Origin of the sequence: Sorangium sp. So ce834 (genome assembly GCF_051521425.1) — a bacterium.
Taxonomy (GTDB): domain Bacteria; phylum Myxococcota_A; class Polyangia; order Polyangiales; family Polyangiaceae; genus Sorangium; species Sorangium cellulosum_D.
Map to the genome: position 1 here is coordinate 3,931,123 of NZ_CP150351.1, position 14,124 is coordinate 3,945,246.

A 14,124-nucleotide genomic window follows, 5' to 3' on the forward strand; every position below is an offset into this window, starting at 1 on the left:
TCGGCCGTGATATAGGCGCGGCGATGAGGCGCGCGCTCCTCGTGAGCTACTACTTTCCCCCGCGGTTCAGCGTCGGCGGTAAGCGCGCGTACCGCTTCGCGAAATTTCTGCCGGAGCACGGCTGGGCGGCGACGGTGCTCACGGCGAGGCCGCCTCCCGGCGAGCGGCTGGATCCGTCGTTCGCGGAGGCCGACCTGCCCGCGTGCGACGTGCGCCGCGACTACCTCACCGACGCCGAGCTCGCGCGCATGCCGCGCCGCGCGCTCGGCTCCGACGGCACCGTGGAGGCGCCGACCGAGGCGCCGCTGCCGGTCGCGCGCCGGCGGGGGCTCGCGCGCGTCGCCGCCGAGCTCCGCTACGTCCGGGTGATCGGCCCGGACGCGGGCCGCATCCCGGCCCTCGCGGCCCGCATCGCGCGCCTCGCCCGCGAGGCCTCTGCCGAGGTCATCTTCGCGAGCGGGGCGCCCTGGGAGACGGTGCTCGCGGGGCTGCTCGCCGGCAGGGCCGTCGGCCGGCCGGTCGTCGTCGACTTCCGCGATCCGTGGTCGTTCGGTCCGGTGATGGCGACGCGGCCCGCGTGGGTCCGCGCCGCGGTGGCGCTCGTCGAGCGGGCCGCGGTGGGCGCGGCCGCGGCGCTCACGGTGACGTCCGAGATGACCCGCGACGCGTACGCCGCGCGGGGCATCGCGCGCCGCGTCGTTTCGATCCGGACCGGCTTCGATCCGGACGCGGCGGTCGCGCCGCGGCGCGACGGGGCGGTGACGCTCGTGCACTTCGGCAACTGCTACAGCGAGCGCACGCTCGCGCCGTTCGTCCGCGCGCTCGCGGCCGTCGCGCGCCGGCGGTCGCTCGGCCCGGGCGCGATCCGGCTGCTCAACCTGGGGCGCGTCGCCGGGAGCGATCTCCGCCTCGCCGAGGAGCTCGGCGTGTCGCGGCTCTTCGAGCACCGCGCGGTCCTGCCGTACGCCGAGGGGCTCGGCCTCGTCGCGGGCGCCGACCTCGCGCTGCTCACCGGCTTCGGCGACGAGCCGTACCTCCTGCCCGGCAAGCTCTACGATTACCTCCTCGCGCGCGCGCCGGTGCTCGCGGTCTCGCCGTCCCCCGAGGTCGCGCGCATCCTCGAGGCGACGCGCCTCGGCTGGACGCACGCGGCCGGCGACGCCGCGGGGATCGAGCGCCGCATCGAGGACGCCGTCGACGCGCGCGCGGCCGGGCGGCCGCTCGTCGAGCCCGACGGCGCGGCGCTCGCCAGGCTGAGCGCGCGCGCAGCGGCGGGCGCGCTCGCGCGCCTCTTCGACGAGGTCGCGGCGCGCGGCGCGGGTTGACGCCGCGCGCCGCCCTGTTTCCTCGCAGCGGCCGCGCGCGGCGCGCGCGCCGTCCTTTCTCGCGCGGCGCCCGCTCGACGTCCTTGCCTGCGCGGCGGCCGCCGTGGCATGCGAGCCGCGATGCCTGACCATCTTCCCAAGGATCGAGCGGGGCTCCCCGAGGGCGAGCGCGCCCTCCAGGAGGCGTGGCGCGCGAAGTACGCGCCCGAGGTGAAGGAGCTCATCGTGCGGCGCGAGGTCCCGTCGCCGAAGCTCACGCTGATCATCATCTCGTACAAGGCGAAGGACTACCTCATCGAGTGCCTCCAGCACGCGCGCGGCCAGACGGCGGCGCTCGACGTGCCGTACGAGATCCTGCTCGCCGACAGCGGCGGCATCGAGCACCTCAGGCCGCGCTCCGCGCCGCTCGTCGACGTCGAGCTCCGCCTGACCGACGGCATCCCGCTGAACGCCGCGCGCAACGCGGCCATCGCCTGGGCGCGGGGCGAGCACGTCGCCTTCATCGACGACGACGGCCTGATCGCGCCGACGTTCGTCGAGGTCGTCTGCCGCGTCTTCCAGGACCCGCGCATCGCCGCGATGCGCGGCCGGATCATCCCCAAGGAGCACCCCTACTTCTGCACGCTCGCGGGGCACTACGATCGCGGCGACGACATGATCGACGACGTCCTCGCGACCGAGGGGCACATGGCGATCCGGCGCGGCATCTACCTCGAGACCGGGGGCTTCCCGGACCAGTTCTACGGCGCCGAGGGGGTCTACCTGGTCTACCGGATCGCCAGGGCGTTCCCCGACATGCGGGTCGTCTACGTGCCGGATCTCCTGATGCGGCACGACTACTTCGACAGCTGGGAGAACTTCATCTGGAAGACGCGCAAGTACCGGCGCATCCGGCGCGAGGTCGGCGGCATGGAGCCGGATCCCGAGTTCCTGCGCTACCTCGACGACTACCTCGCGCGGCGGAAGCCGCAGCGCCCGCTCACGGTGGAGCAGACGGTGGCGCTCGGGCTGCTCAAGGCGGTGCGCTGGGGGGTCCAGCGCCTGCCGGGGTGGGCGGTGGGGCAGCCGTGACGGCGCAGGCCGGCGTCGCGCGGGCAGGAGAGGGGTACTTCGCCCCGCGCCCGCTGCGCGTCTTCCGCAGGGACATCCTCCGCCGCGAGGTCGCCGACCGGCTCGTCCAGCGCTTCGGGGTGACCGTGGCCGAGCTCGTCCAGGCCACGCGGCTGCTCAACATCGACGGAACCTTCGCCTACGCGCGCGGCTAGCTCCGCCGGATCGCGCGCGGTCACCGCCCGGTGACGGAAACGCGCGGGTGCACGGAGCGGGGCAAAATTCCTCACCGGGGTGAAAAGGCCCTGCGTGACGCCAAGGGGGAAGCTGGTCGGGATGCTGAACAGCCCGGCGAGGCGCTGGCATGGCGCGTGCCGACAACGCCGCAGTCGCGTGCGAACCACGTGACCTGAGGCTGCCATAGCCGGTGAGCGCAGCGCGCACAGCGCGGCTGCACACCGCAGGAGATGACTCCATGTCCCAACGCGTCCTCCCCCCATCGGCCGCGATCGCCTGGCACAACCTGTCTGTCGGCGATGCGCTCTCCAAGATCGAGAGCGCCGAGGCGGGCCTCGCAGACGACGAGGCCGCACGGCGGCTCACGGAGGTCGGGCCCAACGTGATCCAGCGCGCCAAGGGCGACGGCGCGCTCAAGCTGCTCTTCCGTCAGATCAACGATCCGCTCATCTACGTGCTGCTCGCGTCGGCGGCCCTCGCGATCGCGATGGGCGAGGCGATCGACGGCGCGGTCGTGCTGGCCGTCGTGGTGCTCAACACGGCGATCGGCTTCGTGCAGGAGCTCCGCGCGGGCAAGGCGATCGAGGCGCTCGTCGACATGGTGCCGCAGACGGCCACGGTCGTGCGCGGCGGCCAGCGGAGCGTGATCCCCGCGGCGAACGTCGTCCCCGGCGACGTGGTGGTGCTCGAGGCCGGCGACAAGGTCCCCGCCGACGCGCGGCTGCTCTCGGTGAAGAACCTCCACGTGGACGAGTCGGCGCTCACCGGCGAGTCGGTCCCTGCCGACAAGCACGTCGCGGTCGTCCCCGAGGACGCCGGCGTCGGCGACCGCAAGAACCTCGCCTTCGGCGGGACGCTCGTGACGAGCGGCACGGGCACCGCGGTCGTCGTCTCCACCGGCGCCGCGACCGAGCTCGGGCGCATCTCGTCGATGCTCCACGAGGCGACCGAGATCGAGACGCCGCTCACGCGCTCGATGGCCAAGGTGGGCCGCGTGCTGACGATCGCGATCGTGGCGGTCGCGCTGCTCATCGTCGGGGTCGCGCTGCTCCGGGGCTACCCGCCGGTCGACGCGATGCTCGCCGGCATCTCGCTGGCGGTCGCCGCGATCCCGGAGGGGCTGCCCGCGATCATCACGATCTCGCTCGCCATCGGCGTGCAGCGGATGGCGCGGCGCCGGGCGGTGATCCGGAAGCTGCCCGCGGTCGAGACGCTGGGCAGCACGGGCGTCATCTGCTCCGACAAGACCGGGACGCTGACCCGCAACGAGATGACGGTCCGCGCCCTGTGGACGCCCTCCGCCGGAGCGTCCGGCGAGGGGGCCGAGGAGGTGCTCGAGGTGACCGGCGTCGGCTACGCCCCGGTCGGCGAGCTCCGCCGCGGCGGCGCGCCGGACGGCCAGGCGCCGGAGGCGGTGCGCGCGCTGCTCCGCGCGGGGCTGCTCTGCAACGACGCGCGGATGAAGCGCGACGGCGAGGCGTGCGGCATCGAGGGCGATCCGACCGAGGGCGCGCTCGTGGTCGCGGCGCAGAAGCTCGGCGTGGACGTCGACGGGACGCGGCGGGAGTACCCGCGCATCGACGCCGTGCCGTTCTCGTCCGAGCGGCAGCTCATGGCGACGCTCCACGAGGCGCCCGGCGGAGAGCGGGTGATCTTCATGAAGGGGGCGCCGGAGGCGGTGCTCGGCCGCGCGGCCATCGGCGACGCGGAGCGGGCCCAGGTGATGGCGCAGGTCGAGCGGATGGCGGCGCAGGGCATGCGGGTGCTCGCGGTCGCGTCGCGGCCCGCGGAGCGCGGCGCGGCGTCGCTCGACGAGGCGCACCTCCCGGAGGGGTTCGCGCTCCTCGGCCTCGAGGGGATGATCGACCCGCCGCGCCCGGAGGCGATCGACGCGATCAAGGCGTGCCATGACGCCGGGATCACGGTGAAGATGATCACGGGCGATCACCTGGCGACCGCGCGGGCGATCGGCCAGCAGCTCGGGCTCGTGGGCGAGGGCGGGCGGGCGATGAACGGCACGGAGCTCGCGCGGCTGTCGGACGACGAGCTGCGCGCGGCGGCGACGTCGACGAACGTGTTCGCGCGCGTGGCGCCGGAGCACAAGCTCCGCCTGGTGAGGGCGCTGCAGGCCCAGGGGAGGGTCGTCGCCATGACGGGCGACGGCGTGAACGACGCGCCGGCGCTGAAGCAGGCGAACATCGGCGTGGCGATGGGGATCACGGGGACGGCGGTGTCGAAGGAGTCCGCCGACGTCGTGCTGACGGACGACAACTTCGCGAGCATCCGGGCGGCGGTCGAGGAGGGGCGCCGCGTCTACGACAACCTGGTCAAGGCGCTCGCGTTCGTGCTGCCGACGAACCTGGGCGAGGCGCTGATCCTGCTCGTGGCGGTGATGACGTTCCCGATCGTCGGGGGCGCGCCGCTCATGCCGATCACGGCCGTCCAGATCCTCTGGGTCAACCTGGTGGCCACGGTGGCGCTGTCCCTGCCGCTCGCGTTCGAGGCGATGGAGAAGGACGTCATGAGCCGCCCGCCCCGCGATCCGAGCGAGCCGATCCTGAGCCGGTTCGTCCTCGTGCGCACGGCGATCGTCGCGGTGCTCATGACGGCGGGCGCGATCGGGCTCTTCTTCTACGAGTACTTCACCGAGGTGCGCGGCGGCGTCGTCTCGGACCTCGCCTACCGCGAGGCGCAGACCGCGGCGGTCACGACGGTGGTGCTGTTCCAGATCTTCTACGTGCTCAACTGCCGGTCGCTGCGCGACTCGATGCTGAAGATCGGGCTCTTCACGAACCCGTGGGTCTACGTGGGGATCGGCGCGCTCCTCGCGCTGCAGCTCTGCTTCGTCTACGCGCCGTTCATGCACACGCTGTTCGGCTCGGCGCCGCTCTCGCTCGACGCGTGGGTCAAGGCGACGCTGGTGGCGATGTCGATCCTGCCCGTGATGACCGCCGAGCGGTGGTGGCGCACCCGAAGGGCGCGGCTGTCGGCGGCGGAGCGCGAGCGGAAGACGCCCGCGTCCGAGGTGGGCGGCGTGGCGAGCGCGGTGGCGAACCACGGCGCGGTCGCGAACCGCGGCGCCTAGCGACGGATCTCGGCGCGCGTCGGCGCCCTCCCGGCGCCCTCAAAACGCTGGTGCCGCGCCGCATACCGCGGCATGCTCCTCGGTCGACATGATCTACCTCGTCGCCGCGACGCGCCCGAATTTCATGAAGCTCGCCCCCATCTGCCGCGCCCTCAAGGCGCGCGGCCTCCCGATGCGGCTGCTCCACACAGGCCAGCACTTCGACACGACGATGAGCGACGTGTTCTTCCGGGACCTCGGCCTGCCGACGCCGGATCACACGCTCAAGGCGGGCGGCGGCTCGCACGCCCAGCAGACGGCCGCGGTCCTCGTCGGCGCCGAGGCCGACCTGATCGAGCACCGGCCCAAGGTGGTCGTCGTGGTCGGCGACGTCACGAGCACCCTCGCCGCCGCGCTCGCGGCGTCGAAGCTCGGCATCCCCGTCGTCCACGTGGAGTCCGGCCTCCGCTCGCGCGACTGGACCATGCCGGAGGAGATCAACCGCGTCCTCACCGATCAGCTCTCCGATCTCCTGCTCACGCCCTCTCACGACGCCCACCCCAACCTGCTCGCCGAGGGCATCGCCCCGGAGCGGATCCGGTTCGTCGGCAACGTGATGATCGACTCGGTCCACTACGCGCTGAAGCGGCAGACCGACGCGCTCTCGCGCTTCGGCCTCCAGCCGAAGAAGTATGCGATCGCGACGCTCCACCGCCCCGCCAACGTCGACAGCGCCGAGCGGCTCGCGGAGACGCTCGACGCGCTCACCGCGATCGCCGAGCGCCTGCCGACCGTGTTCCCCGTCCACCCGCGCACGGTCGCGCGCGCCGAGTCGTTCGGGCTGTCGTCGCGCCTCCGGGAGACGAAGGGGCTCCGGATCATGGAGCCGCTCGGGTACGACGATTTCGTGACCGTGATGGGCAATGCGCTGCTCGTCGCCACCGACTCCGGCGGAATCCAGGAGGAGACGACCGCGCTCGGGATCCCGTGCCTCACGATGCGCCAGGGCACCGAGCGGCCGATCACCGTGACGCAGGGCACCAACACCGTGGTCGGGCTCGACGCCGCGCTCATCGCGCGCGAGGTCGACGCCATCCTCGACGGCCGCGGCAAGCGAGGCACGGTGCCCGAGGGGTGGGACGGCAAGACGGGCGAGCGCATCGCCGACGCGCTCGAGGCCTTCCTCGCCGGCGACCCGCCGCCGAAGACCGCCGGCCCGCGCGCCTGAGCCGACGTCCCGCCGCAGCGCTCGCGGCCTTTCCGAGCGGCTCGCCCGCCGCGCCTCTCCACATATAGACCCCCCTGGGATCGCGCCGCCTCTGAGGCCGCGCTCCCCACGACACCCGACCCAACGTCGTTCGCTGTGGCTGACGTGGGAGAGGCGCCGCCTGAAAGGCCGCGCTCCCCACAACACCCGACCAAACAGCGTTTGCTGTGGCCCATCTCCCAGGGATCTGCCTGTTCAGCGAGCAAGGCTCCGGTTATAGGTGTATCGTGGTAAGGAATTTCCGACCTGGAGTCGATATGGCATCTCGGGGGCGGGGACGACGTGGTTTCACTCTCGTCGAGGTGATGCTCGTGGGCGGGCTCGTGGCGCTCCTGGCCGCACTCGCCACCCAGGGGGTGTCGAAATATCTGGTGTTCGCCACGTCGGCCGAGGCCAAGCAGACGATCGGCGGCATCGCCAGGGCGGTCGTCACGTCGGCCGACCGGCTCCAGGCGAGGTCGGACGGCGCCGCGTCCCAGCCGCTGTGCAGCGATGCGGTCACGGTGCCCAACGCGTTTTATCGCGTGCAGGGCGTCAAATACCGGCCCGACCCGCGCCCGGGCGTGGACTACAACACCGGGAGCCCGACGGCGGGCTGGATGTGCCTTGGATTCGAGGTCAACCACCCTCAGTCGTACCAGTATCGATATCGACTCGGCGGCTCTCCCATGCCCGTGTCGGTCAATCACTTTCCGGAGGACGTGCCGCTGGACCGGAGGTGGGCCGCTTATGCGCGAGGCGATCTCGACGCGGACGGCACCCACGCGTGGTTCGCGCTGGACGGCTACATGAAGGACGGGCAGGTGGTGTTCGCGAGCGCGATCGGCTCCATCGACCCGGACGAGTAGGCGGCGCGCCCGTGGATACCGCAGCGTTGCACAGGCTGTTCGGCGCCCTCTCGGCGCGCCGCGGCGGTGAGAGCACCGCGATCGAGCTCCCCGGCGCGGATCTCGCGGCAGCGCACCTGCCCTGCGCCGATCTCCAGGGCGCGAACCTCGCCGGCTCGCGCCTCGACGGGGCCAAGCTCCCCGGCGCGAACCTCGCGGGGGCGCGGCTGGACACGGCGTCGCTCGTGAACGCCGATCTCACCGGCGCCGACCTGCGCTGGGCCGATCTCTCGGGCGCGCTGCTCGGCGGGGCGCTGCTCACGGCCGCGGATCTGCGCGGGGCGAAGCTCCCGCGCTCGTTCTCGTCGGCGAGCTCGCTCGCGGGCGCGCGCGTCGATTCGGCGGCGTGCGCGCGCTCCGGCCTCGACGAGGAGGCCATCCTGGCGCTCGCGAGCGCGGGCGCGTCGTTCGACGACATCGCCTCGTTCGCGTCGCCGCTGCGCGAGGCGCTCGTGAGCGCGGACGCGGGCCCGGCGAGCGCCGAGCGGAGCCGCCGCACCGCGCCGCCGGACTCGCGGCGGCTGGGGGCGGCACCGGACCCGCGGCGGCTGGAGGCAGCGCCGGACTCGCAGCGGCTGGGGGCGGCGCCGTCCTCGCAACGGATGTCGGCGCCGCCGGAATCGAAGCGGCTGGGGGCAGCGCCGGACTCGCAGCGGCTGGGGGCGGCGCCGTCCTCGCAACGGATGTCGGCGCCGCCCGAATCGCAGCGGCTGACCGGTTCGCCTGATGCGCGCCGGCCCGGCGCGGCCGCCGGGGCCTCCCGGCGCGCCGCCGTGGCCGCCGGCTCACGCCCAGCGCCGGATGCGCCCCTGCTCGCGCGGTCGCTCGAGGTCCGCCTCGCGCTCGCCGGCGGCGCGCTGCTCCTCGCCCTGGCGGCCGCGGTCGCGCTGGCGAAGGTCCCGCCGCCCGGGCTCCTCTGGGCGGCGCAGGCCGGCGGCGCGCTGGGCGCGGCGCTGCTGACCTTCGCGCTGCCGCCCTTCGGCGCCGAGCGCGGCGCCGCGCGCGCCCTCGGCGCCCGCCTCGTGCTGGCCGCGCTCGCCGCGACGCTCGTCCACGGCCTGGATCCGTCGCGCCTCGCCGTCTTCCGGCTACGCGCCACGCTCTCCTCGGGCGACCCCGCGCACAGGGCCGCGGCCGTGCGCCTCCTCGCGCGGAGCGGCCATCGCAGCTTCGACGGGCTGGATCTGTCGGGGCTCGACCTCTCCCGCGCCGATCTCACGCAGGTGAGCTTCCGGAATGCGCGCCTCGTGGGGGCGGACCTCTCGGGCGCCGCCCTGATCGAGTCGACCTTCGAGGGCGCCGAGCTGAGCGCCGCGAACCTCCGGGGCGCCGACCTCTCCGGGACGGACGCCGAGCAGGCGCGCGGCTGGGAGCTCGCCGAGTGCGATCCGGCGACGGAGCTGCCCGGCGAGGGCACGTGCCTGCTCGGCCACCCCGTCCGCGGGCCGCAGCCGGCCGAGGACGCCACCGCGCGCTCCACGCACGAGGACGCGCTGCCGGCAGGGCCGCTGTAGCAAAGGGCGCGGAGTGGCCGGCGCGCCCGTGGCGTTGCGCCGCCGCGGCGGTGCCGGACGCCTGGCCAGGTACCCGGCGATGCTTGGTCAGGTGCCGGGCGATGCCTGGCCAGGTACCGGGCGATGCCTGGCCAGGTACCCGGCGATGCTTGGTCAGGTGCCGGGCGATGCCGTGCCAGGTACCGGGCGATGCCTGGCCAGGTACCCGGCGATGCTTGGTCAGGTGCCGGGCGATGCCGGGCCAGGTACCCGGCGATGCCTGGCCAGGTGGGTATGAGCGGAGCCCTGATAACGCTTCGGACCGGCGACCGCGGTGACACTTCTTTGAGCTACGGACCATGCTCCAGGAGAACTGGAAACAGGGGTCGGATCCTAGTCGACGCGCGCGGAAGCCATCGCCTCGGCCGGAGACTACATCGACAGCTTCCATAATCTGAAACGGCGGCATTCACGGCTCGCCCACATGAGCCCGGTCGTGCTCGAACTGAAGAGCTACGTGGCCGCGTTCGCGGCATCGTGACACTGTCCGCAGAAGCAGGGAAGGACCACGGACCGAGGCACCAGCGTCACTCGTCAGGGGGCCTCCTCGGCGCGGAGTCAACCAGCTTCGACCGTCCCCGGCGGATTCTAAGGTGCGCATTGCGTCACGCAGAGGCCCCCTATATTGTTGTCGTCGCGCGCCTCATGCAGTGCTGCGACTGGAGGCGGGATGAAGGGCGGTTTGATTCTGCTCTGTGGCGTCTTTGCCGGTTGCAACTACGACATGGGGGAGTGCTACCTGCGGGATGGTCGTGGTGAAGGCGTCGGCGCCGGTACCATCACCTCGGGTGGGGCCGGAGGCTTTGGAGATGCGCCGCCGGAGCCGCGAGACGCGATGGAGCGTTCCGAATGCAGCGAAGCCGTTGAGGCGGCAGCTCAGGTTTCTTGCGTGTCTCCCGGGAGCAATAGGTGCGTAGAGCAGTGCGAGGCCATCGGCGCCTACTGCCCTCATCGAGCATCGCATCCGTATAGCCATAGCAGCGGAATCGGCGATCTGTACTGGTGTAAAGGAGGCAGGCCCACGTGGACATGTTCTTATCAGTATTCAAATGGAGATAACTGTACTATCATCAATCCGATCGGAACCTGGATTTGTCGATACTCGTTCGAGAAATAGGGGGCGGACGAATGACGCGTGAACGGCAAGTAGCGCAGGCGCTCTCCGAGGGACTCAACTGCCTCCATGCGATCGTGGAAGCGCTCGATGTCGGCGCACCGTCGTCCGAGCTCCCGAGGGACGAGTGGTCAGGGGCTCTGCGCGCGATGGGAGATGCCTTCGATGCGATCCGGTCAAGAGAGGTAACGACGACGCTGATCGTGCAGCAGGCTGACTGTGACCTCGTCCGTAGGTTGGGCGCCTTGGTGCAGGAGTGGACGACTGCGCGCCAGCCGCCCCAGGAGCTGCGGGCGATGGCCGAGTCTATTGTGATGATCTTCGATCGTCGCCGCGACGAACCTGCACCTGATACGCAGGGGTAGCGGGAGGCTGCCAACGTAGGAGTAGATCTCGGGGCAGACTCCCGCGCGGAGCAGATGCAGAAGCGGCTCGCGACGTCCGGCTGTGTCGGCGCGGCGTCGCGGTCGCCGAGCGCGATCCCTGCCGGCGCGCTGCGCGCTGGACCTCTCCGCGCCGCCGGCCGTCAGCCCGGACGCCGCGCCGCCGCGCGGGCGGCGCGGGCCGCCGCCGCGTCGTCGACCGCGAGCGCCTCCTCGGCCACGGCGGCGAGCTCCGCGAACGAGGCCCCGGCGAGCGCGTCCTCCACCGCGTCGAACGCGGAGGCGCACATGCTGAGCCGCGTGATCCCGAGGCCGACCAGGAGCGGCGCGACGCCGGGATCGCCGGCGGCCTCGCCGCACACCGAGACGGGCCGCCCCGCGGCGTGCCCCGCCTCCACCACCGCGCGCACGAGCCGCAGCACCGCCGGGTGCGCCGGATCCGAGAGCGCGTGCAGCCGCGGGTGGCCGCGCTCGGCCGCCAGCGTGTGCTGCGTCAGATCGTTGGTGCCGATGCTGAAGAAATCGGCCTGCCGCGCGAGGCGCTCGGCCATCAGCGCCGCCGACGGCACCTCGACCATGATCCCCGTGGCCACCGGCCAGAGGTGCGGCAGGCCCGCGGCCGCGAGCGCCTCGTGCGCGCGCTCGAGCGCGGCGCGCACCGCGACCACCTCCGCGGCGGTCGAGACCATCGGGATCATCACGCGGACGTCGTGGCCGCGCCCGGCGACGAGGATCGCGCGGAGCTGCGCCTCGAGCATCGCCGGCCGCGCCAGGGAGAGGCGGACGCCGCGGACGCCCAGGCTGGGGTTCGTCTCGGCGTCGAGCTCGAGGTAGGGCAGCGCCTTGTCGCCGCCCGCGTCGAGCGTGCGGACCACGATCGGCGCGCCCGCGAACACCGCGAAGATCTCGGCGAGCAGCTCCGCCTGCTCGGCCTCGCCGGGCTCGTCCACGCGGCCCAGGAACAGCATCTCGGTGCGCAGCAGCCCGATCCCGAGGGCGCCGGCCTCGCGCGCGGCGCGCGCGTCCGCGGGCCCGGCCACGTTCGCCCACAGCTCGACCTCGCGCCCGCAAGCGAGGCGCAGGCGGCCGTCGCGGGCGCCCGGCGGGCGCCGCGACGCGCGGAGGGACGCCCGCCGCCGCTCGATCTCGGTCGCGGTCTCGGGATCGGGATCGAGCCACACCTCGCCGGTCGCGCCGTCCAGGCCGGCGCGCGCGCCGCCGGCGTCGGGCACCAGCGCCGCGGCCCCCGCCACCGCGGGGATGCCGGCGGCGCGCAGCAGGATGGCGGCGTGCGACGTCGGGCCGCCGCGCCGGTCGATGACCCCGAGCACGCGCGCCGCGTCGAGCCGCGCGGCCTCCGACGGCGTGAGGTCGTCGACCACGACGACGGCCGGCGGCCCCTCGGGCAGCGTGGCCCCGGCGCCGCCGAGCAGGGCGCGCACCACCGCGGCGCCCACGTCGTGGATGTCCGCCTCGCGCGCCCGCAGGTACGGGTCGTCGAGCTGTCGGTAGATCGCCGCCGCGGCCTCGATGGCGAGGCGAAAGGCCCAGGCGGCGTTGCAGCGCTCCCGATCGATGCGCGACAGGGCCTCGTCGACGAGGGCCGGGTCGCAGAGCAGCGCCTGGTGCGCCTCGAGGATGTCGCTGCCGCGGAGCGCGTTTCCGAGGTCCTGCGCCGCGATCTCGAGCGCCCGCCGCAGCCGCGCGGCCTCGGCCGCGGGGTCGTCGACCGTGGTCTCGGGGACGTCCGGGAGCACGCGCACGAGCCGCACGAGCGGCCCGAGCGCGACGCCCGGCGCGACGGGGGTGGCGAGGCCCGACGTGGCGGGCGCCGCCGCCGCGCCCGCCGGCGCCGCGCGCCGCACGAGCCCGGCGAGCGCCGCGACCGCCTCGGCCGCCTGCCGGCCGGTCGCGCGCAGGCGCAGCACGTCGCCGCGGCGCGCCCCGAGCGAGGCGAGCGCGATCAGGCTCGAGGTCGCCACCGGCCCGCGGCCGGCCGTCACGTTCTCCAGGGTGATCGCCGCGTCGAACGCCGCCGCGCGCGCGATGAGCTGCGCGGCCGGGCGGGCGTGCAGGCCGCTCGGATCGGCGATCGCGACGTCGGCCGTCACGGCCGGAGCGCCCGCGCCCGCCGCGTCCGCCGCAGGCGCCGCCGCGGGACGCTCGCTCTCGCCGAGCTGCGCGGCCTTCGGCTCGAGCGCCTGCCGCGCCTCCGCGGCCACCTGATCGAGCGTGCCGCCCGCCGCCGCCCGCACGGCGGCGGCGACCGCGCCTTCCACGATCGGCCCGCCGGTGAGGCGCGTGCGCGCGGCGAGCTCCGGATCGACGAGCTCGAGCGCCGTCTCGGCGCTCAGGATCGCGCTGCCGAGGTCCATCAGCACGACGGCGCCGGCCGGCCCGCAGACGCGCTCGATCGCCGCGGCGATGGCGGTCGCGTCGGTGCCGAGCTCGGCGCCGCCGTCGCCCGCGCCCGCCGCGCACGCGATGGCGACCGACTCGCCGGTCATCTGGCGGGCCAGCGTCTCGGTGGCCTCGGCGAGCGCGCGGCTGTGCGAGACCAGGACGAGCCCGACGCGGCCCGCCGCCCCGCTCATGCGCCTGCCGTCGCGGCCAGGCTCCGCAGCAAGAGCCAGCACGACGTGGCGCCGGGGTCCTGGTGCCCAGCGCTGCGCTCGCCGAGGTAGCTCGCACGGCCCTTGCGGGCGACGAGCGGCACGGTCGCCTCGACCCCGGCCCGCGCCGCGTCGGCGGCGCGGCCGAGCGCGTCTCGAAGCGCGGCGCCGTCCGCGGCCTGGGGCGCGCTCAGCGCGGCCTTGAGCGCGTCGACCGCGGGGACGAGCGCGTCGACCATCGTCTTGTCGCCGGGGGACGCCTTCCCCCGGCGCCTCACGCCCTCGAGGCCCGCCTCGAGGCAGCCCGCCAGGGCCGCCAGGTCGAGCGCCGCGGCGCCGGCCGCGCGCTGGCCCGCGTCGCGGAAGAGCGTGCCGTACAGCGGCCCGCTCGCCCCGCCGACGGTCGACAGCAGCGTCATCCCCACGTCCTTGAGGAGCGCGCCGATGTCCCCGCGATCGAGGCGGCCGAGCCGATCGCGCACCGCCGCGAAGCCGCGCGCCATGTTGACCCCGTGATCGCTGTCGCCGATCGGCGCGTCGAGCTCGGTCAGGAACGCCTTCTCGCGCTCCAGGACCTCGGCCGCGCGCTCGAGCCACGCCGCGATGTGCTCGCCGCTCAGGGTCTGCATGGC

At 74.1% G+C, this 14,124-nt stretch carries 10 protein-coding genes and 1 pseudogene; 9 read left to right on the forward strand and 2 right to left on the reverse strand.

Annotation, left to right across the window (positions count from 1 at the left end; genetic code table 11):
- Window positions 1-23 precede the first annotated feature (23 nt).
- From WMF20_RS14340 to WMF20_RS14380, 9 genes and pseudogenes are all read left to right on the forward strand, one after another.
- Window positions 24-1,325, forward strand: coding sequence for a glycosyltransferase (locus tag WMF20_RS14340; RefSeq protein WP_437614048.1), 1,302 nt, complete (start codon window positions 24-26; stop codon window positions 1,323-1,325).
- A gap of 120 nt (window positions 1,326-1,445) precedes the next feature.
- The gene (locus WMF20_RS14345; RefSeq protein ID WP_437614050.1) at window positions 1,446-2,396 is read left to right on the forward strand and encodes a glycosyltransferase family 2 protein; all 951 of its coding nucleotides are present in this window, start codon (window positions 1,446-1,448) and stop codon (window positions 2,394-2,396) included.
- Window positions 2,393-2,590 (forward strand): hypothetical protein, encoded by a 198-nt coding sequence (locus tag WMF20_RS14350; RefSeq protein WP_437614052.1) that lies wholly within the window; start codon window positions 2,393-2,395, stop codon window positions 2,588-2,590. Before WMF20_RS14345 ends, WMF20_RS14350 begins: the two co-directional genes overlap by 4 nt.
- A gap of 260 nt (window positions 2,591-2,850) precedes the next feature.
- Complete coding sequence (locus WMF20_RS14355; protein WP_437614054.1) at window positions 2,851-5,697, forward strand: cation-translocating P-type ATPase; 2,847 nt, start codon at window positions 2,851-2,853, stop codon at window positions 5,695-5,697.
- A gap of 88 nt (window positions 5,698-5,785) precedes the next feature.
- Window positions 5,786-6,904 (forward strand): non-hydrolyzing UDP-N-acetylglucosamine 2-epimerase, encoded by a 1,119-nt coding sequence (gene wecB, locus WMF20_RS14360; RefSeq protein WP_020734948.1) that lies wholly within the window; start codon window positions 5,786-5,788, stop codon window positions 6,902-6,904.
- Window positions 6,905-7,248: 344 nt separating this feature from the next.
- Entirely contained in the window at window positions 7,249-7,791 is a 543-nt protein-coding gene (locus WMF20_RS14365) for a Type II secretory pathway pseudopilin (RefSeq protein ID WP_437617121.1), read from the forward strand.
- A gap of 11 nt (window positions 7,792-7,802) precedes the next feature.
- Window positions 7,803-9,344 carry a pentapeptide repeat-containing protein gene (locus WMF20_RS14370; protein ID WP_437614057.1) on the forward strand — a complete coding sequence of 514 codons (1,542 nt, stop codon included), beginning with the start codon at window positions 7,803-7,805 and terminating at the stop codon, window positions 9,342-9,344.
- 391 nt (window positions 9,345-9,735) lie between these two features.
- A pseudogene (locus WMF20_RS14375) lies at window positions 9,736-9,864 on the forward strand (hypothetical protein); the annotation flags it as partial.
- 647 nt (window positions 9,865-10,511) lie between these two features.
- Window positions 10,512-10,862, forward strand: a complete 351-nt coding sequence (locus WMF20_RS14380) for a hypothetical protein (RefSeq protein ID WP_129574882.1) — start codon at window positions 10,512-10,514, stop codon at window positions 10,860-10,862.
- A 161-nt stretch (window positions 10,863-11,023) separates the two neighbouring features.
- Here the strand turns inward: WMF20_RS14380 and ptsP are convergent, their stop codons facing one another.
- Both ptsP and dhaL read right to left on the reverse strand, forming a co-directional pair.
- Complete coding sequence (gene ptsP / locus WMF20_RS14385) at window positions 11,024-13,474, reverse strand: phosphoenolpyruvate--protein phosphotransferase (RefSeq protein WP_437614059.1); 2,451 nt, start codon at window positions 13,472-13,474, stop codon at window positions 11,024-11,026.
- The gene (dhaL, locus tag WMF20_RS14390; RefSeq protein ID WP_129574884.1) at window positions 13,471-14,121 is read right to left on the reverse strand and encodes a dihydroxyacetone kinase subunit DhaL; all 651 of its coding nucleotides are present in this window, start codon (window positions 14,119-14,121) and stop codon (window positions 13,471-13,473) included. The genes ptsP and dhaL overlap by 4 nt, the downstream gene beginning before the upstream one ends.
- Between the last annotated feature and the right edge of the window lie 3 nt (window positions 14,122-14,124).